The sequence below is a fragment of the Pseudomonas sp. WS 5027 genome (genome assembly GCF_012985695.1).
GTDB lineage: Bacteria > Pseudomonadota > Gammaproteobacteria > Pseudomonadales > Pseudomonadaceae > Aquipseudomonas > Aquipseudomonas hygromyciniae.
In genome coordinates, this window is the sequence record NZ_JAAQWU010000012.1 from 113,872 (window position 1) to 133,499 (window position 19,628).

General features: G+C 61.2%; 18 protein-coding genes. 10 read left to right on the plus strand and 8 right to left on the minus strand.

The genetic code is table 11. The features are described 5' to 3' along the window. Positions 1–6: 6 nt before the first annotated feature. Positions 7–2,154, minus strand: a complete 2,148-nt coding sequence (locus HBO09_RS16205) for a methyl-accepting chemotaxis protein (RefSeq protein ID WP_169994861.1) — start codon at positions 2,152–2,154, stop codon at positions 7–9. Between the two features lie 238 nt (positions 2,155–2,392). Between HBO09_RS16205 and HBO09_RS16210 the strand changes: the two genes are divergently transcribed. Beyond that, on the plus strand, positions 2,393–3,712 hold the full coding sequence (locus HBO09_RS16210) for a Na+/H+ antiporter NhaC family protein (protein WP_169995082.1): 1,320 nt from the start codon (positions 2,393–2,395) through the stop codon (positions 3,710–3,712). A gap of 163 nt (positions 3,713–3,875) precedes the next feature. Then, entirely contained in the window at positions 3,876–5,555 is a 1,680-nt protein-coding gene (locus tag HBO09_RS16215; RefSeq protein ID WP_169994858.1) for a methyl-accepting chemotaxis protein, read from the plus strand. Between the two features lie 257 nt (positions 5,556–5,812). Here HBO09_RS16215 and yegQ read toward each other — a convergent pair whose 3' ends face one another. Further along, positions 5,813–7,132 (minus strand): tRNA 5-hydroxyuridine modification protein YegQ, encoded by a 1,320-nt coding sequence (gene yegQ / locus HBO09_RS16220; protein ID WP_169994856.1) that lies wholly within the window; start codon positions 7,130–7,132, stop codon positions 5,813–5,815. A 162-nt stretch (positions 7,133–7,294) separates the two neighbouring features. Here yegQ and HBO09_RS16225 point away from each other — a divergent pair, with 162 nt between their 5' ends. Beyond that, complete coding sequence (locus HBO09_RS16225; RefSeq protein ID WP_169994854.1) at positions 7,295–8,362, plus strand: AI-2E family transporter; 1,068 nt, start codon at positions 7,295–7,297, stop codon at positions 8,360–8,362. On the opposite strand, the gene HBO09_RS16230 is transcribed toward HBO09_RS16225, so the two are convergent. The 3 genes from HBO09_RS16230 to HBO09_RS16240 form a co-directional block, all read right to left on the minus strand. Then, positions 8,359–8,538, minus strand: coding sequence for a hypothetical protein (locus tag HBO09_RS16230; RefSeq protein ID WP_169956212.1), 180 nt, complete (start codon positions 8,536–8,538; stop codon positions 8,359–8,361). The two genes, HBO09_RS16225 and HBO09_RS16230, sit on opposite strands and share 4 nt — an antisense overlap. A 110-nt stretch (positions 8,539–8,648) precedes the next feature. Then, complete coding sequence (locus HBO09_RS16235; protein WP_169994852.1) at positions 8,649–8,843, minus strand: hypothetical protein; 195 nt, start codon at positions 8,841–8,843, stop codon at positions 8,649–8,651. 230 nt (positions 8,844–9,073) lie between these two features. Further along, a complete protein-coding gene (locus tag HBO09_RS16240; RefSeq protein WP_169994850.1) occupies positions 9,074–9,421 on the minus strand; it encodes a hypothetical protein in 348 nt (115 codons plus the stop codon). Between the two features lie 164 nt (positions 9,422–9,585). Here HBO09_RS16240 and HBO09_RS16245 point away from each other — a divergent pair, with 164 nt between their 5' ends. Beyond that, on the plus strand, positions 9,586–10,404 hold the full coding sequence (locus HBO09_RS16245) for a shikimate 5-dehydrogenase (RefSeq protein ID WP_169994847.1): 819 nt from the start codon (positions 9,586–9,588) through the stop codon (positions 10,402–10,404). A 69-nt stretch (positions 10,405–10,473) separates the two neighbouring features. On the opposite strand, the gene HBO09_RS16250 is transcribed toward HBO09_RS16245, so the two are convergent. Then, complete coding sequence (locus HBO09_RS16250) at positions 10,474–11,124, minus strand: DUF480 domain-containing protein (protein WP_169994845.1); 651 nt, start codon at positions 11,122–11,124, stop codon at positions 10,474–10,476. Positions 11,125–11,239: 115 nt separating this feature from the next. Between HBO09_RS16250 and HBO09_RS16255 the strand changes: the two genes are divergently transcribed. Beyond that, positions 11,240–11,749 (plus strand): DUF1993 domain-containing protein, encoded by a 510-nt coding sequence (locus HBO09_RS16255; RefSeq protein ID WP_032857425.1) that lies wholly within the window; start codon positions 11,240–11,242, stop codon positions 11,747–11,749. 964 nt (positions 11,750–12,713) lie between these two features. On the opposite strand, the gene sstT is transcribed toward HBO09_RS16255, so the two are convergent. Further along, a complete protein-coding gene (sstT, locus tag HBO09_RS16260) occupies positions 12,714–13,937 on the minus strand; it encodes a serine/threonine transporter SstT (RefSeq protein WP_169994843.1) in 1,224 nt (407 codons plus the stop codon). A gap of 209 nt (positions 13,938–14,146) precedes the next feature. Between sstT and HBO09_RS16265 the strand changes: the two genes are divergently transcribed. Further along, a complete protein-coding gene (locus HBO09_RS16265; protein ID WP_169994841.1) occupies positions 14,147–15,301 on the plus strand; it encodes an MFS transporter in 1,155 nt (384 codons plus the stop codon). On the opposite strand, the gene nhaR is transcribed toward HBO09_RS16265, so the two are convergent. Next, positions 15,298–16,203: a transcriptional activator NhaR gene (gene nhaR / locus HBO09_RS16270; RefSeq protein ID WP_169994839.1), complete on the minus strand. Its 906-nt coding sequence runs from the start codon at positions 16,201–16,203 to the stop codon at positions 15,298–15,300. The genes HBO09_RS16265 and nhaR overlap by 4 nt on opposite strands. A gap of 134 nt (positions 16,204–16,337) precedes the next feature. On the opposite strand from nhaR, the gene HBO09_RS16275 reads away from it, so the two are divergent. From HBO09_RS16275 to mnmH, 4 genes are all read left to right on the plus strand, one after another. Beyond that, positions 16,338–16,589, plus strand: coding sequence for a hypothetical protein (locus HBO09_RS16275; RefSeq protein ID WP_029296611.1), 252 nt, complete (start codon positions 16,338–16,340; stop codon positions 16,587–16,589). Positions 16,590–16,617: 28 nt separating this feature from the next. Beyond that, positions 16,618–17,367, plus strand: coding sequence for a TerC family protein (locus HBO09_RS16280; RefSeq protein WP_169994837.1), 750 nt, complete (start codon positions 16,618–16,620; stop codon positions 17,365–17,367). Between the two features lie 95 nt (positions 17,368–17,462). Further along, a complete protein-coding gene (gene selD / locus HBO09_RS16285; protein WP_169994835.1) occupies positions 17,463–18,497 on the plus strand; it encodes a selenide, water dikinase SelD in 1,035 nt (344 codons plus the stop codon). Then, entirely contained in the window at positions 18,497–19,600 is a 1,104-nt protein-coding gene (gene mnmH / locus HBO09_RS16290; protein ID WP_169994833.1) for a tRNA 2-selenouridine(34) synthase MnmH, read from the plus strand. Before selD ends, mnmH begins: the two co-directional genes overlap by 1 nt. The last annotated feature ends 28 nt before the right edge of the window (positions 19,601–19,628 follow it).

Sequence of the window (19,628 nt, forward strand, 5' to 3'; positions counted from 1 at the left end):
TCGCCATCAGACGCGGAACTGATCCATCAAGCCCTGTTGTTGATTGGCCAGGCTATTGAGTGTCTGGCTGACCCGGGCCGACTCATTGGCCTGGCCCGACAGCGACTCGGTCACGTCGCGAATCGTCGCCACGTTGCTGTTGATCTCTTCGGCCACTGCGCTTTGTTGCTCGGCGGCGCTGGCGATCTGCAGGTTCATATCGCTGATCACCGTCACCGCATCGCCGATCTGGCGCAATGCCGTCACTGCCTGGCCGACCTGTTCGACACTGCCTTGGGCCTGGCGATGACTGTTGTTCATGGAACTCACCACTTCCTGGGTGCCGTTTTGCAACTGTTCGATCACCTGGCGGGTTTCTTCCACCGACTCCTGGGTACGCCGTGCGAGGTTGCGCACCTCATCGGCGACCACTGCAAAGCCACGTCCGGCCTCACCGGCACGGGCGGCTTCAATGGCGGCGTTGAGGGCCAGCAGGTTGGTCTGTTCGGCAATTGCGCGGATCACTTCCAGCACAGAACCGATCTGCTCGCTATTGGCCGCCAGGCCTTCGACCTGGGCCATTGCGGTACTCATATCGGCGGCGAGGTGGCCGATGCTAGCGGTGGTGCGGTCGATCACGGTCAGGCCGTCGCGGGTGGCCTGATCGGCATCCCGAGCGGCGTGTGCGGCCTGGGCAGCGCTGCGGGCGACGTCCTGGGCGGTGGCGCTCATCTCGTGGGAGGCGGTGGCCACCTGGTCCACCTGGCGGTATTGCTGCTCCATGCCGGCACTGGTCTGGCTGGCAATCGCCGCCGATTGGTCGGCGGTGCTGCGTGCGTCCTGCACCGAGCGTTTGACCTCGGCAATGATCGGTTGCAGCTTGTCGAGGAAACGGTTGAACCAACTGGCCAGTTCACCGAGCTCGTCGCGCTTGTCGTAGGCCAGGCGCCTGGTCAAGTCACCTTCGCCGCTGGCGATATCCTCCAGCATGTGGGCCACGCCGAGGATTGGCCGGGTGACGCTGCGGGCCATCAGCCACACCAACAGCAAACCGACCACTGCGGCGAGCAAGCCCAGGCCCAGTTCCAGCAAGGTGCCTTTGGTGTTGTCGGCATCCAGTTCGGCCTTGAGGGCTTGGGCGGGGCCGATCAGCACGTTTTCCGGCACGTCCAGCAACACGCCCCAGGACTTGCCATCGGGGATTGGCTGGAACGGCGCCAGTACCTTGAGTTGCTGGCCGGTGCGCAGGCTGTAGGTCTGGGTACTGCTGGCCATGGCACTGATCAGTTGTGCGCCGCTGGTGGTGTCGACGCTGTCCAGGCGCTGGCTGAGCTTGCTCGCATCCGGGCTATAGCCGGCAAGCAAACCCACCGGGCTGATGATGCTGACGTTGGTCTGGCCGTCATACAGCTTGCGGCTGGCATTCTGGCTGACCGCCTGCAGGCTGTTGAGGTTGATGTCCACCGACAGCGAGGCGATGACTTTGCCATTGACCGTGAGGGGGAACACGATGCTGGTGAGCAATACGTTCTGCCCGTCGATCACATAGAAGTACGGTTCGATCACGCACGGTTTGAGGGTGGTGCGCGGGCAGGTGAACCAGGTGTTGGCCTTTTCGCCGCTGGGGCCGATGCTGGTGTCGGACATGTCGCTTTCCGGCAGTGCCATCGAGGTCAGCTTACCGGGTGTCGGCTGCGACCAGTACAGGGCGAAGCGGCCCTTCTCGTTACTGCCCAGCTCTTGCTGGCCGGCAAACAACTCATCCTTGCCATCCAGGGCATTGGCTTCGAATACCAGAGACAGGCCCAGCAGATCCGGATTGGCCTGCAGCGCGGCCTTGACTTGGCGGGTCAGGTCTTCACGCAAGTCAAAGGCATCGAGGAAGCGTTTCTCGGCCTGTTCCCGCAAAAACAGCACCTGGCGCGAGAAACCATGGCCGTATTGGTAGGCGTCCATAAACTGCTGGCGGATGCCCAATGCCTGGACTTCACCCTGGGCTTCGATGCGCGATTGGGCCGCGACATTGAGCATCTGCGTGCTGGAGGTCTGGACCCGTTGTGAGCTCTGGTCCATCCGATACAGCGAAAGACCCACCAGCAGGGTCACGATCCCCAACAGACAAAGGCCGGCGAGGAGGGTGATTTTCCATTGAATGGACAGCTGCCTGAGCGACATGGAGATCCTTAACCTTTCGTTACGACAGAGATGATCCGTTGTATCGGCCGCATGGTTTTTTTCTTTATTCATACGATCAATTGAATTCTGTTTGCGACGTCGTGCTTTGACATGGCGCGCCGGCTGCTGCAAAGTGCGCGCCCTCTAATAAAACACCTTTTCTGTGTGCGCCGTGGTCGCCATTTGGCCAGGGCGCCGGCGCGTGTTGTTTTTATGTTTCTGTCTTGAGGTAGCCATGATTAACGCAGTAATCGCCGCGGTCGGTACCATGCTCGTGCTGAGCCTGTCCCGCGTGCATGTGGTCATCGCGATCATCGTCGGCGCCCTGGTCGGCGGCTTGACCGGTGGTCTTGGGATCGACGCGACGCTCAGCGCGTTCAACAGCGGCCTGGGCGGCGGTGCCACCGTGGCGCTGTCCTACGCATTGCTCGGTGCTTTCGCCGTGGCGATCGCCAAGTCCGGCCTGGCCCACGCCCTGGCGGACAAGGCCTTGCTGCTGGTGGGGCGCCAGGAGGCGAGCGGCGGCAATCACGTCAAATGGCTGCTGATCTGCTTGCTGGGGGCGGTGGCGATTGCTTCGCAGAACATCCTGCCGATCCATATCGCCTTTATTCCGCTGCTGGTGCCGCCTCTTCTGTATGTGCTGACCAAGTTGCAGATTGACCGGCGCCTGATCGCCTGTGTCATGACCTTCGGCCTGATCACCCCGTACATGTTCCTGCCGGTGGGCTTCGGCAACATCTTCCTCAACCAGATCCTGCTGGCCAACGTCGCCAAGAGCGGGGTGGATATCAGCCAGGTCAATGTCACCCACGCCATGGGCATCCCGGCGCTGGGCATGGTGTTCGGCCTGTTGGTGGCGGTGTTTATCAGCTATCGCAAAAAGCGCGTCTACGATCTGAAGAAGATCGAGCGGGTCGAGCAAGTGGCGGTGCAATACAACCCGCTGACCCTGCTGGTAGCCGGGCTGGCCATTGCCTCGGCGTTTATCATCCAGTTGTGGCTGGACTCGATGATCATCGGTGCCCTGGCGGGTTTCCTGATCTTCTCGGTGTCGGGCATCGTGCGCTGGCGCGACACCGATGACCTGTTCACCGAAGGCATGAAGATGATGGCGATGATCGGCTTCATCATGATCGCCGCTTCCGGGTTTGCCGAAGTGCTCAAGGCCACCGGCCAGGTGCAGACGCTGGTGCAGGCCTCTGCAGCCTTGATCGGCCATAGCCGTGGCGTGGGCGCGTTGTTGATGTTGCTGGTGGGCCTGCTGGTGACCATGGGCATTGGCTCGTCGTTTTCCACCGTGCCGATCCTTGCAGCGATTTTCGTGCCGCTGTGTGTGCAACTGGGGTTCAGCCCCCTGGCCATTGTCTGCATCGTCGGCACCGCCGGGGCCCTGGGCGATGCCGGTTCGCCGGCATCGGATTCCACCCTGGGCCCGACCTCGGGCCTGAACATCGACGGCCAGCACCACCATATCTGGGACACCGTGGTCCCGACGTTCCTGCACTACAACCTGCCGTTGCTGGTGTTCGGCTGGTTTGCCGCGATGACCCTCTGACCTATCCTGTAGGAGCGAGCTTGCTCGCGAAGGATTCAAGGGCACCGCGTCCATCCAGGATGCCCGTGTTATTGCCGACGACTTTCGCGAGCAAGCTCGCTCCTACAGTTTTTTCTCTCAGGGCCGTTAACCTCTTAACGCTGCCCTATAAGAGAGAAGCTCCATGCGTCTGAGTCTGAAGGCCAAAGTCCTGTCCCTTGCCGTACTCCCGGTGTTGTTGTTTGCCGTGGTCATCAGCCTGACCACGGTGTGGATCCTCAAGGACCAGGCGCGCAGCGAGGTGGCTGAAACCCGCGAGCGTCTGCTCAACAATGCCAAGGCCACCCTGCAGAGTTACGTGGAAGTGGCGATGACCACCATCAAGCCGCTGTACGACGCCGCCGCTCCTGGCGACACGCAGGCGCGGGCGCAGGTGGTCAAGCTGTTGTCCAACACCACCTACGGCAAGGACGGATATTTCTTTGGCTACGACTCCGAGACCATCCGCCTGTTCAAGGGCAATAGCCCCGACGGTGTGGGCAAAAGCTTCAAGGACAACCGTGACCCCAACGGTGTCTACGTCAACCGCGACCTGGTAAAGGTCGGCAAGGACGGCACCCACTACCTGCAATACAGCTCGACCCAGCCGGGGCAAACCGAACTGGTGCCCAAGCTCGGCTACACCGAATACTTGCCCAAGTGGGACATGGTGATTGGTACATCGGTCAACCTCGACGGTATCGACGCGCTGGTCAGCGAGGTGGAAGCCAAGGTCAACGAGCGTATGGAAGGCGTGTTGTTGAGCATCGTCGGTATTGCCGTGGTCCTGTTATTGCTGATCGCGGCAGTGGGCATGGTGCTGGCCAATACCATCCTGCGGCCCTTGCACCTGATGAAGGCCAACCTCGACGACATCGCCGCCGGCGAGGGTGATTTGACCCGCCGCCTGGCAATCACCAGCCAGGACGAGTTGGGTGAACTGGCCGGTTCGTTCAACCGGTTTGTCGACAAGATCCATGGTTTGGTGCGCCAGATCACCGACATGACTTCGCAACTGACCGGCCTGGTCAGTCAGGTGTCCGATCAGGCCCATCGTTCGGAACAGGCCATGGAGCGCCAACGCCAGGAGACTGACCAGGTGGCCACGGCGATCAACGAAATGTCGTCTGCCGCCCATGAAGTGGCGCGCAGTGCCCAGGGCGCTGCGGTAGCGGCGCAGCAGACCGACGCCGAAGGCCAGGCCGCCAAACGCGTGGTGGATGGCAGCATCGCGCAGATTCATGCGCTGGTGAATGACATCCGCAGCAGCGGCGTGTCCCTGGACAGCCTGCAGCAGGACGTATCGTCGATTGTCAGCGTGCTCGGGGTGATCCGCTCGATTGCCGAGCAGACCAACCTGCTGGCCCTCAACGCCGCCATCGAAGCGGCCCGCGCCGGTGAAGCCGGGCGTGGGTTTGCGGTGGTGGCCGATGAAGTCCGCGCACTGGCCAGCCGCACCCAACAAAGCACCCAGGAAATCCAGGGCATGATCGACCGCCTGCAAAAGGGCACCGAGGCGGCCGTGGAGTCCATGCGCCGCTCCAGCGATGCCGGCGATGGCACCTCGGCCCAGGCCAATGAGGCCGGCGCGTCCCTCGATACCATGGCGCAGTTGATTGGCACCATCAACACCATGAACGCGCAGATCGCCAGCGCCGCGGAAGAGCAAACCGCCGTGGCTGAAGAGATCAACCGCAGCGTGCATCAGATTGCGGTGGCGGTGGACAGTGTGGCGGACGAGACCCAGCAGGGCGCGCAGACCTCCCGCAGTCTGGCGGATCTGGGCCAGCGGTTGGGGCAGTTGGTGGGGCAGTTCAGGATCTGACCTGGCAATTGCGGTGCGTGTTCTGACCCCTGTGGCGAGCGGGCTTGTCGGAACGCCGCATCGCCCGCGCTGGGCTGCGAAGCAGCCCCAAATCCAGCCGCTACGAAGTACCTGATACACCGTATTCGGCTCACTGGGGCTGCTTCGCAGCCCAGCGCGGGGCAAGCCCGCTCGCCACAACAGCCCTATCTGCCTGGATTTATGCGTTGCGGCAAAATTGTATAGATACCGATGCCACGATGAGGCCCTAAAGCCCCCTACACATCCCGCATCAACAACCCAAACCCGATATCCATCTCCAGCGGCACCGGCACATACACCGTATGCCCATCCCCCGGCGCCACCTCGATCGCCTCGCCCTTGGCGTTATGCATCATCCCCAAATCAAAATGGAAATTCCGCGCCGGGGTCATCAATTCCAGGTGGTTGCCCACCGCAAAGCGGTTCTTCACCTTGACCTCGGCCAGTTCCCCGCGCCGTTCCCCGGTCAATTCCCCGACAAACTGCTGCTGTTCCGAGACTGAGCTGCCGTTCTGGTAGTTCTGGTATTCGTCATGCACATGGCGGCGCAGGAAGCCTTCGGTGTAGCCGCGCTGGGCCAGGGATTCGAGGTTGGTCATCAAGCCACGGTCGAACGCGCGCCCGGCCACGGCGTCATCAATGGCCTGGCGGTACACCTGGGTGGTGCGTGCCACATAGAAGTGGGATTTGGTGCGGCCCTCGATCTTCAGCGAGTGCACGCCCATCTGCGTCAGGCGCTCGACGTGCTGCACCGCCCGCAGGTCCTTGGCGTTCATGATGTAGGTGCCGTGCTCGTCCTCGAAGGCCGGCATCTGCTCATCGGGGCGGTTGGCTTCCTGGAGCAGGAACACCTGGTCGGTGGGCGCGCCAAGGCCCAGGGTCGGCTCGGGCTGATACTGCTGGACGATATCGCCCACGCTGTTTTCGACGGCGGGGCTGGCCTGGTACTTCCAGCGGCAGGCGTTGGTGCAAGTGCCTTGGTTGGCATCGCGCTTGTTCATATACCCCGACAACAGGCAGCGCCCGGAATAGGCCATGCACAGTGCGCCATGCACAAACACTTCCAACTCCATGGCCGGTACTTGCTGGCGGATTTCGGCGATTTCTTCCAGGGACAGTTCCCGCGACAGGATGATCCGGCAGATACCTTGCTGCTGCCAGAACTCGACGCTGGCCCAGTTCACCGTGTTGGCCTGCACTGACAGGTGGATCGGCATCTGCGGGAAGTGCCGGCGCACCAGCATGATCAAGCCGGGGTCAGACATGATCAGCGCGTCCGGGCCCATGGCGATTACCGGTTCCAGGTCCTTGAGAAAGGTCTTCAGCTTGGCGTTGTGCGGTGCGATGTTGACCACCACATAAAAGCGTTTGCCCTGGGCCTGGGCTTCGGCGATACCCAGGGCCAGATTGGCGTGGTCGAACTCGTTGTTGCGCACCCGCAAGCTGTAGCGCGGCTGGCCGGCGTAGACCGCATCGGCGCCGTAGGCAAAGGCGTAGCGCATGTTTTTCAGGGTGCCGGCAGGGGCGAGCAATTCGGGAGCGAGGACAGGGGGCATGGGGATTCAGGTCGCAAAAGGGCGGCAGGGTAGCCGAGCCGGGCCTGGCGCTTATTGATCTGGGTCTACGCTGTAGAAATAAAGATGGCACTCGTCGGATGCGCGGTGGACTAAGCAACAGGGCGCGCTGGGCGCCTGGCGTTTTTCTGGTACGGATCGGACATGAACCAAACGAATCTGCAATTCAAAACCCTGCTGTTGCTGCTGGTCATGGTGACCCTCGCATTCTTCTGGATCCTGCTGCCGTTCTATGGCGCGGTGTTCTGGGCGATCATCCTCGGGATCATTTTTGCGCCTATGCAGCGGCGCCTGCAGCTCAAGTTTGGCTGGAACCGCAACCTGACGTCGCTGTGTACCTTGATGGTGTGCCTGGTGATCGCGATTTTACCGGTGATCATCACCAGCGCCTTGCTGGTGCAGGAGGGGGCGACGCTGTACAAGAACGTCGAGAGCGGCAAGCTGGATGTGGCGGGCTACATCGAACAATTCAAGAACTTCCTGCCGCCGTACTTCCAGCACCTGCTGGACCGCTTCGGCATGGGCAACCTTGAAGGCCTGCGCGAGAAAATCGTCAAGGGTGCGATGCAGGGCAGTCAGTTCTTCGCCAGCCAGGCGTTCAGCTTTGGCCAGGGCACCTTTGATTTCCTGGTGAGCTTTTTCATCATGCTGTACTTGCTGTTCTTCCTGCTGCGCGACGGTCCCGAACTGGTGCGCAAAGTGCGCACGGCGGTGCCGCTGGCCGAGCCACAGAAGCGTCGTCTGCAATTGAAGTTCAACCGCGTGGTGCGCGCGACCGTCAAGGGCAATGTGCTGGTGGCGGTGACCCAGGGTGCGTTGGGCGGCCTGATCTTCTGGTTCCTGGATATCCCCAGCGCGTTGCTCTGGGCGGTGTTGATGGCGTTTCTGTCATTGCTGCCGGCGGTGGGCGCGGGGATCGTGTGGGGGCCGGTGGCTGCGTACTTCCTGCTCAGCGGTTCAATCTGGCAAGGGGTGGTGCTGGCCTTGTTCGGGGTGTTTGTGATCGGCCTGGTGGACAATGTGCTGCGCCCGATCCTGGTGGGCAAGGACACCAAGATGCCGGATTACCTGATCCTGATCTCGACCCTGGGCGGCCTGTCGGTCTTCGGCCTCAATGGCTTTGTCATCGGGCCGTTGATTGCCGCACTGTTTATCTCCAGCTGGGCGCTGTTTGTCGAAACCAAACCCCGGGTGCGGCTGCCATTGCCCTAGGCTGAGAAGCAGTGGGCCATCTTGCGGGACAGGGCCTGGGCGTCGGGCAGTGAAGTCAGGGGGCCACTAATGGCTTCGCCGTCGCGTACCAGGTACCAACAGGCGAGCAAACCCAGTTCCCGCAGGGGGCCGGGGACGGCACTGCCAATGACGGACATGATCTGGATAGTGGGCATATCTACCTCCATTGCTGATGGAGGTCACCTTACGGCGGCCAGGCGGGGAGGGAAAATCACCCTGCTCGATAGTCAACATCACTGCCATCGAGGCTGCGCCGACAAGGGGCTCAGTCCACCACCTGGTCCAGCATTTGCAGCACTTCCTGTTCATTGAGCAGGCCTTTGTGGACCAGGTTTTCTGCCAGCAGCGAGAGAAACTTGGCGCTGCGATGGCCTTCAAGATGCTTGAGTTCGGTCAAGGCGCTATAGACCTTGCTCGACGTGCAGAGGCCGGCGGTACGGTGCGGGTTTTGTGTGGGCATGCTGGAGCGTCCTTGTTGTTATGACCTGTTATGGGGGACCGTTTCGATAGTGAGAGTGCCGCGTGACACAAACATGACAGCGCGCGCACCGGTAGGGCAAGTACACTTTGGCCTTAATAGTGTCGGAATTAACTGCCAGCGATGTCCCCATAACGACCTTGGCGAGATTTATTCAGACCCAGCGCCCACAAAAAAGCCCCGCCTGGAATGCGGGGCTTTTTATGCCGGGCTTACCAGCCGCGCCCGTAATAACCTCGGGGCGGGCCGTAGTAGCCGCGTGGTGGCCCGTAATACACCGGTGCCGGGCGGTAATATACCGGCTGCTGCACGTATACCGGCGCCGGCTGGTAATAGACCGGTGGCGGGGCGGCATACACTGGCTGGGGCTGGTAGTACACCGGTTGCTGCTGCACATACACCGGCCGATCATGGCTGGCGATCACTGAGCCCACTACGGCTGCGCCGACAACCGCACCCAATACGGCCGGGCCACCCCAACCGCCGCCATGAGCGGAGGCTTGGCCGGCTACAGCGAGTGCACCGATCAGCAAGGCGATCCTGGGGATTTTACGAATCATGGTCTTTCCTCGGTTGGCCCCTGCGCTTGTTGTCTGCAATCAATAGACTCAAGGATTGTCGCGGGGATACTTTTAAGACAACGTATTTCAGGAAAACAGCACTGCCATTTGGTAAAGGTTGTGTAAGGTCTGTACCGATTTGCTTACTTGAAGAGGCGTTACCGATGCTGATGAACCCCAACAAGGATACCCAGTTGTGCATGTCGTTGTCGGCTCGCCCAGGCAATTTCGGCCTGCGGTTTCATAACCATTTGTATGAGCAGTTGGGGCTTAACTTCTACTACAAGGCCTTCAGCAGCCAGGACTTGAACGGCGCCGTCGCCGGGATCCGTGCCTTGGGCATTCGTGGCTGTGGGGTGTCGATGCCGTTCAAGGAAGCCTGTATCGAACTGGTGGATGAACTCGACGACTCGGCCCGCGCCATCGCCTCGATCAACACCATCGTCAATACCGGCGGCCACCTCAAGGCCTACAACACTGATTACATCGCCATCGAACAACTGCTGCAAAAGCACGCGGTGCCCAAGGACTCGACCTTTGCCCTGCACGGCAGTGGCGGCATGGCCAAGGCCGTGGCCAGTGCCCTGCGTGACGGTGGCTACGCCAATGGCCTGATCGTTGCCCGTAACGAAGTGGCGGGCCGGGCCTTGGCGCACAACCTGGGGTATGAGTGGCAGGCGACATTGGGTAACGCACGGCCGCAGATGCTGGTCAATGTAACGCCTATCGGCATGACCGGCGGTGCCCAGGCCGAGGACCTGGCATTCGAGGCCGACGCCATTGATGCAGCAGACACTGTGTTCGATGTGGTGGCGATCCCCGCCGAAACGCCGCTGATCGTGCGTGGCCGGGCCCAGGGCAAGCGGGTGATTACCGGCCTGGAAGTGATTGCGATCCAGGCCCTGGAGCAGTTCGTGCTGTACACCGGCATCCGCCCGACGGACGAACAGTTCCAGAAAGCCGTAGCGTTTGCCCGACAGTAACAAATCTCACAAACACTGGTGGACCATGTGGGAGCGGGCAAGCCCGCTCCCAGAGGGGGAAGGGGCAGGTTATTCGAGACGCGACAGGCGCTCTTCCAGCGCCGCAATCCGCGCTTCCAGCTCCTCGATGCGCTCCAGGGAAACCCCGCTGCCAGCGCCGCCGCGCTCCACCGGGCTCCCACGGGCGGCCAGGATCGCCTCGATATCCGCCGGGTCACCCAGGGAGTGGGTGTAGCGGTCTTCGCGCTGGCCCGCCTGCTTGGGCACCAACACCGCCAGGTCGCGGGCGATCAAGCGTTCCAACTGATGCACCACCTGCTCGGCATCTTCAAAATCATGCATGCGCCCGCTGCGGGTCAACAATTCATTGACCGTCTGCGGGCCCCGCAGGAACAGCAGGCCGGTGAGAATCACCTGCGCCGGCACCAGCTCCAGGGCCTTGTCCACCCGGTGTTCCCAGCGGTCGGCGCGGCTACCCATCACCAGTTTGGTAAACCCCCGGCCTTCCAGGGCACGCAGGCTCTGGCCCACCTGGCCCTGGCTGAGGTTCATCACAGGTTCGCGGCTGGTTTTCTGGTTGCAGGCCAGGACCAGGGCATTGAGGGTCAGCGGGTAGGTTTCCGGGTTGGTGGCCTGCTTCTCGATCAGGCAGCCCAGAACACGGATTTCCGTGCTGTTGAGGCGCGGCTCGGAGGTGGTGGTGTCGTGCTCGGCGGTCATCGCGCTTTCCCTATGCAGTGAGCCCACTAGCCTAATCCCGAAAAAATAAAAGACAAGCAGCGCTCATGTCTATAATCGCGGCTGTTCAAACCCTGCCACCACTGTCGAGACTGTCATGACTATTTCCCTGTATGCCGCTTCCCTCCCAGTCTTCAAGCAAATGCTCAACGCTTTGAGCGATGTGCTGAACAAGGCCGAGGCCCACGCCACCGCCAAGAACATCGACCCCAATGCCTTGCTGCAAGCGCGCCTGTTCCCGGACATGTTCCCGCTGGTACGCCAGGTGCAGATCGCCGTGGATTTTGCCAAGGGCGTTTCCGCGCGCCTGGCTGAGATCGAAGTGCCGAAATACGAAGACAGCGAAGTCACCTTTGCTGACCTGCAAGCGCTGATCGCCAAGGTCCTGGCCTTCATCGACACCATCACCCCGGCGCAGATCGATGGCAAAGAAGGCATAGAGATCGTCACCCGTCCGGGCACCCCTAAAGAGAAGCGCTTCAGCGGCCAGTCCTACCTGCTGACCTACGGCCTGCCGCAGTTCTTCTTCCACGTCACCACCGCCTACGCCTTGCTGCGTCACAACGGTGTGGAAGTGGGCAAGCGTGACTATATGGGCGCGTTCTAATTACTGAGTAACACTGCAAAACAAGTGTGGGAGCTGGCTTGCCTGCGATGGCCATGAGTATCTACACAACTCGCTCTTCTGAGTATGTGTACATATCCGTTGCCGCGGTCGCGGCGGGTATGGGTTCCGCTTTTACAGCGGCTCACTTTTGAAGAGCGCAAAAGTAAGCAAAACGCTCTTGCCCCACCACTCGGTGCCTCGCCTAGGCTCGGCATGCCCGCAGTCAGGCATTGCTCCGTGGGCCCGCCGCGATCGGCCATCCATGGCCGTGTCGCGGCTACCCCGGCATCCATGCCGGGGTGCCCACTGCGCAATACCTGCCTGCGGCCATCGTGGTTTAACGGGGCGCCTAAGATCAAAAGCCAGATCAAAAGCTGAGCAAAAGCAACAACAAAGCCAGAGCGCAGAGCTGCATTCCCCTGTGGGAGCGGCGGTGCGACGATTCGACTTGCTCGCGAATGCGGTGGGTCAGTGATGGATATATTGACTGACCCACCGCATTCGCGAGCAAGCCCGCTCCCACAAGGGGTACGCGCACGATTCGACGATCAGGTCGGCTGTCAGGCCGCCTCGTTTTGCTTGTGATTTTGATCTTAGCGCCCCGTTGAACCACGCTGGCCGTCATCCGATATTGATTTGGGGGGTAAACCGGCAGGACGCCGGTTTAGCCGCGCTGGGCCATGGATGGCCCATCGCGGCGACCCCCAAAATCAATGTCGGATGACGGGCACACCGAGCCTAGGCGAGGTGCCGAGTGGTGGGGCAAGAGCGTTTTGCTTACTTTTGCGCTCTTCAAAAGTGAGCCGCCGTAAGGGCGGAACCCATGGCCGCCGTTATCGCAGCAATGGATATGCCCCCTACATCAGCCCAAAACCCAGAGCCCAGAAGTATCAGAGAGTTGTGTAGATACTCATGGCCATCGCAGGCAAGCCAGCTCCCACACAAGCCAGCTCACACTGTTGTATCAGGCCGGGTTCTTGTCTTCTTGGCCCAGGCACGCTGCGGCGGTGAACAACACGTCGGTAGACGAGTTGAGCGCGGTTTCCGCCGAATCCTGCAACACCCCGATAATGAAGCCCACGGCCACCACTTGCATGGCGATTTCACTCGGAATCCCGAACAGGCTGCACGCCAGTGGAATCAGCAACAGCGAACCCCCGGCCACACCCGATGCGCCACAGGCACAGATCGCGGCAACCACGCTCAGCAACACGGCGGTCGGCAGGTCGACGGCGATGCCCAGGGTATGCACGGCGGCCAGGGTCAGCACGGTGATGGTGATGGCGGCGCCGGCCATGTTGATGGTCGCCCCCAGCGGGATCGAGACCGAATAGGTGTCTTCGTGCAGGCCCAGGCGCTCACTCAACGCCAGGTTGACCGGGATATTGGCGGCCGAGCTGCGGGTAAAAAAGGCGGTGATCCCGCTCTCACGCAGGCACAGCAGCACCAGCGGGTAGGGGTTGCGGCGCAGTTTCCAGAACACGATCGCCGGGTTGATCACCAGCGCCACGAACAACATGCAGCCGATCAGCACCAGCAACAGGTGCGCGTAGCCCAACAGCGCATCGAAACCCGAGGCGGCGAGTGTCGAGGCCACCAAACCGAAAATACCCAGCGGCGCGAAACGAATCACCACGCGCACAATCAGCGTGACGCCGTTGGACAGGTCGTCCAGCACGGTGCGGGTGGTTTCCCCAGCATGGCGAATCGCGATGCCCATACCGATGGCCCAGGCCAGGATGCCGATAAAGTTGGCATTCATCAGGGCGCTGACGGGGTTGTCTACCACACTGAGCAGCAGGCTCTGCAGCACTTCGCCGATCCCGCCTGGGGCGCTGATGGCGACATCATGGGTGGCGAGGACCAGGTTTGACGGGAACAGGGTGCTGGCAATCACCGCCACGACCGCCGCAGAAAAGGTGCCCAGCAGATACAGGAACAGGATCGGCCGGATATGGGTTTCCTGGCCATGCTTGTGGTTGGCAATCGAGGCCATCACCAGCACAAACACCAGGATCGGCGCCACGGCCTTGAGCGCCGAGACAAATACCTTGCCGATAAACGCGGTGGACAGGGCGGCACTGGGCGAAAGCAGGGCCAGCAGGATGCCAGCGACCAGGCCGATGACAATTTGGGTCACCAGGCTTAAGCGCAGCAGGCGTTGAAACAGCGAAGGGGCAGCAGTCATAAGAGTGTCTCTAGTTTTTTTAATGTGTACAGCGCTATACAGGGCGCGAAGTCTAACATGCTGTAGGAGGCATCCTGTTTGCTGCGGCATTCAGTCGCCAAGTCTGTGTGTGGCTCGGTCACATTCTGTTAAGATTCGCCATCCTCTTCTTATCTCTCTGTCAGCGGGCCCTTGGGCCAACGCTGGCGTCGCCGTTTCTGGAGTTGTGCATGTTGTTGCCCATCCTGCTGCTGTCCGCAGCCGGTTTTACGGTGTTGACCACCGAATTTGTGATCGTCGGCCTGTTGCCCTCCATCGCCCGTGACCTGGAGGTGAGCGTGTCCCAGGCCGGTCTGCTGGTGACGCTGTTTGCCTTCACCGTGGCAGCGTTCGGGCCGTTCCTTACCGCGTATTTCGCACGTTTTGAGCGCAAACGCCTGTTTATCAGCATTCTGTTGATGTTCGGCGCGGCCAATACCCTGGCGGCCCTGGCGCCGAATATCTGGGTGATGGCCTTGGCTCGGCTGATTCCGGCTCTCGGGTTGCCGGTGTTCTGGGCCCTGGCCAGTGAAACGGCAGTGGATATCGTCGGGCCGGACTACGCTGGCCGGGCGATTGCCAAGATCGGCTTTGGCATCGTCTGCGCTACGGTCTTCGGGATTCCGGTGGGCACCTTGATCTCTGACATGTTCGGCTGGCGCACGGCCTTTGGCATTCTCGCCGGGGTAGCGGTACTCAAGGCATTGCTGCTGTTGATTTACCTGCCGGCGACCACCGTGAAGAAAGAAACCGTGACGTTGCGCTCGCAGTTCAAGATCCTGCGCAACCCCTTGATGCAGGGCCACGTGTTGCTGTCGATCCTGGTATTTAGCGGCATGTTCACTGCTTATACCTACCTGGCAGACATTCTTGAGCGCCTGGCCGGCTTCGATGGCACCTTGGTGGGCTGGTGCCTGATGGGCTTTGGCGCCGTCGGCCTGATCGGCAATTCGTTGGGTGGGCGCATGGTCGACAAGCACCCACTGATCGCCTCGATGGTGTTCTGCGGCTTTATGATCGCGGGCATGGTGGCGCTGGTGCCGGCGATCCACTCCACACTCGGCCTGGCAGCGGCCATGGGCATCTGGGGCGTGACCCAGGCGGCGCTGTTTTTGGTCAGCCATGTGCGGCTGATGAAAGCCGCGCCCCATGCGCCGGCATTCGCCGCGTCGCTCAATATTGCCGGGGCCAACCTGGGCATTGGCCTGGGGGCGATGGTCGGCGGGCACGTGATTGACACCCTCGGCCTGGGCAGCCTGGGGTTTGCGGCGTCCGGCTTTATCCTGTTGTCGATTCTCCTGGCCCTGTGGCTGATGACCGCCAAGACCCGGGCCGCCTGCGCCTAGGTTGGCAACGCGGTAAACAGTTCACGGCGGGCGCCTTCGGTAATCGCAACGATGCCGGGGTGCTTGACCTTGCGCTCCACCGAGATTGCATAGAACGACTCGGTGACGGCGTCCGTCTGCCCAATCAGTGCCACGCCGTACTGGCGTAGCACTTCCTCGGCGATCACGCTGGGGGCGATGAAAATCCCGCTGCCGGATTGACCAAAGGCCTGCATCAAGGCGCTGTCGTCGAATTCTCCGATGATCTTCGGCCGGATCTGCTGCTCGGCGAACCAGCGTTGCAAACGGCTGCGCACTACGGTTTCCGCGCCGGGAATCAACAGCGGCGCACCGTGCAGGCACTGTGGGAAATCGCCGCCGTGCAGGTCCGCCAACGCCTGGGTGGCGAAGAAACTGATGCCACATTCCCCCAGTTTCTGGCTGTAGCCCTTGATGTCCAGGTGGCTGGGCATGGGGCTGTCGGAAATCACCAGGTCCAGGCGCTGGATCGCCAGGTCGGCCAACAGCCGCTCCAGTTTGTCTTCGCGGCAGGTAATGCGCAGCGGCTCGCTCAACTCCATGGTCGGCGCGATCAGCCGGTAGACGATGGACTTGGGCACCACATCCGCGACACCCACGCGAAACACGATCTGCTGTTCATTGGGCTGGGCGCGCAACATCGCTTCCAGCTCGTTGCCGGTCTGGAACATCTGCTCGGCATAGGGCAGGGCCTGGCGCCCGGCCTCGGTCAGCTCCAACTGGCGCCCCACCCGTTGAAACAGGGCGATGCCGAATGTCTGTTCGAGCAGGCTGATTTGCCCACTGATGGTTTGCGGGGTCAGGTTCAGTTGCTCACAGGCGCGTACGATGCTGCCTGTCTTGGCCACCACCCAGAAGTAATGCAGTTGTCGGTAATTGAGCATGGCGGCCATTAGTTCGTGAAAACCGAAGTATACGCGAGAAAAATACGAATTTTACTGAAGTGTTCACCTGCATAGAATGCGTCGCTATCGCGGGGCCACTACTTGGACCCAATGGTTCTAACGAGGAATACATCATGAAACTCAATTCTCTCGGCGCGGCTTCGTTGCTTGCGCTTTCATTGGTAATGATCAGCGGCTGCGATCAGGTCGAGAAAAGTGCGCAGCAGGTCCTGGGCAAAGCCACCGAGTCGGCCAAGCAAGCGATCGACGACACCCACAAGGCCGCCGAGCAGGCATTGAGTGAAGCGACGCAAGGCTTGATCAGTCCAGAGAAAAAGGACGATCAGCCAGAGCAAGAGTCTGAATCGAACACCAAAGAAACCTAATTTCCCAGCACAACGTCAGGACTGACCTATGGAATACCTTTTACAACTGGCCGCCAGCCCCACCGCCTGGGTGGCCCTGGCGACCCTGATCGTCATGGAAATCGTGCTGGGCATCGACAACCTGATCTTTATCTCGATCCTCACCAACAAACTGCCGGAACAACACCGGGCCAAGGCACGGCGCATCGGCATCAGCATGGCGCTGGTGCTGCGTCTGGGCCTGTTGAGCACCATCGCGTTTATCGTGCAACTGACGGCGCCGGTGTTCGAAGTGTTCGGCCAGGCGTTTTCGTGGAAGGACATGATCCTGATCGCCGGTGGCCTGTTCCTGGTGTGGAAGGCGACGACCGAGATCCACCACAGCATGGACCCGGAGCCCGAAGAGAAGGCCAGCGTCGGCAACACCGTGGCTATCGGCTTCGCCGCGGCCATCGGGCAGATCCTGCTGCTCGACCTGGTGTTCTCCATCGACAGCATCATCACCGCCGTAGGCATGACCGAGCACTTGCCGATCATGATCATTGCCGTGGTGACCTCGGTGATCGTGATGCTGGTAGCGGCTGAACCCCTGGCCAAGTTCATCAACGACAACCCGACCGTGGTGATGCTGGCCCTGGGCTTCCTGATCATGATCGGCATGACCTTGATCGCCGAAGGCTTCGGAGCCCATGTGCCTAAAGGCTACGTGTACGCGGCCATGGCGTTCTCGGCTGCCATAGAGTGCCTGAACATCGCGCGACGCAACCGTCACAAGCGTTTGCTCGCTGCCCGCCAGTAACCGCTGAACCCCAAAAAGCCGGCTGTGCTCACAAGAGCCCAGCCGGCTTTTTGCTGTCTGTTAGACTCCGCGCACTTGATAGTGTGAGGTCCACCATGAACGAGCCGATTCGCCTGACCCAGTACAGCCACGGTGCCGGTTGCGGCTGCAAGATTTCGCCGCAGGTGCTGGAAGTGATCCTCGCCGGCAGCGGTGCGCAGAACCTCGATCCCAAGCTTTGGGTGGGCAATGCCTCGCGTGACGACGCGGCGGTGTACGCGATCGACGACGAGCGCGGGGTGGTCTCCACCACTGACTTTTTCATGCCTATCGTCGACGACCCCTTCGATTTCGGGCGCATTGCCGCCACCAACGCCATCAGCGATATCTACGCCATGGGGGGCGACCCCTTGATGGCCATTGCCATTCTCGGTTGGCCGGTCAATGTACTTGCACCGGAAATCGCCCGGGAAGTGATCCGCGGTGGCCGTTCAGTGTGCGACGCGGCCGGCATTCCCCTGGCAGGTGGCCACTCCATCGACGCCCCGGAGCCCATTTTCGGCCTGGCCGTCACCGGGCTGGTGCACAAGCGTCATATGAAGCGCAACGACACCGCTACCGCAGGCTGCCGCTTGTACCTGACCAAGCCCCTGGGTATCGGCATCCTTACCACCGCCGAGAAGAAGGGCAAGCTGCGTGAAGCCGATATCGGTCTGGCGCGGGACTGGATGTGCACCCTCAACAAGCCCGGCAGCCACTTTGGCAAACTGGCCGGGGTCAGCGCCATGACCGACGTGACTGGTTTTGGCCTGCTCGGGCATCTGGTGGAAATGGCCGACGGCAGCGGATTGACCGCCCTGATCGACTACGAAAAAGTCCCACGCCTGCCGGGGGTCGAGTACTACCTGGACCAAGGCTGTGTGCCCGGCGGTACGTTGCGCAACTTCGACAGCTATGCCAGCCAGTTGGGGCGCATCAATGAGTTGCACAAACGCGTGTTGTGCGACCCGCAGACCAGTGGCGGGCTGCTGGTGGCCGTCACGCCGGAGGGCGAGGCCGAGTTTCTTGCGACAGCGGCAGAACTGGGCTTGAACCTGGCGCCAATTGGTCAGTTGGTTGAGCGACAGAGCAACGCGGTAGAGGTGTCTTGATGCCCATCGATATCACCGATTACCGCGATATTTTTCTCAACGACCGACCGATGATGGATACCCGCGCACCGGTCGAATTCGTCAAAGGCGCGTTCCCCGGCGTAGTCAATCTGCCATTGATGAACGATGACGAACGCCAGCGGGTGGGCACTTGCTATAAGCAGCAGGGGCAGCAGGCGGCGATTGTGCTGGGGCATCAGTTGGTGTCCGGGGCGACAAAGGCTGAACGAGTCGAGCAGTGGGCACAGTTCGCACGCGCCCACCCTGAGGGCTACCTGTATTGCTTTCGCGGCGGCCTGCGCTCGCAGATTGTCCAGCAGTGGCTACGCGAGGCGGGTGTCGACTATCCGCGGGTCGGCGGTGGCTACAAGGCCATGCGCACCTTTTTGCTCGAAACGCTCGAGGGCGCTACCCGCGAGTGCGACTTCGTCCTGCTGGGCGGCATGACCGGCACCGGAAAAACCGAAGTCCTCAGCCAATTGCGCAATGCCCTGGATCTGGAAGGGCACGCCAATCACCGCGGTTCCAGCTTCGGCAAGCGCGCTACCGCACAGCCCTCTAACATCGATTTCGAGAACCGCCTGGGGGTTGATCTGCTGAAAAAGCGCGACCAGGGTATCGAGCAATTCGTGGTCGAGGATGAAAGCCGCATGATTGGCAGTTGTGCGCTGCCCCTGGCTTTGCACAAAGGCATGCAGGCATTCCCGATGGTGTGGTTGGAAGATAGCCTTGCGGGGCGGGTCGAGCGAATCCTGCGCGACTATGTGGTGGACCTGTGCGCCGAGTTTGTCAGCGTGTTTGGTGAGTCGGGCCAGGAGGTGTTTGCGCAGCGCCTGACCGAGAGCCTGGGCAATATCCACAAGCGCCTGGGGGGCGAACGGTTCCAGCGATTGCAGGGCATCCTGCAACAGGCCCTGGAAGAACAGGCTCGCAGCGGCTCGGTGGAGCTGCATCGCGTTTGGATCGAAGGCTTGCTGCGCGAATACTACGACCCGATGTATGCGTTCCAGCGTGAGAAGAAGGGCGCCCGCATCGAGTTCGCCGGGGAGCAGGGGGCAGTGCTGGAGTATTTGCGCGAGCGCGATGCCCGGCGCGGGTGCTGACGACTGTCCCTGTGGCGAGCCCGCTCGC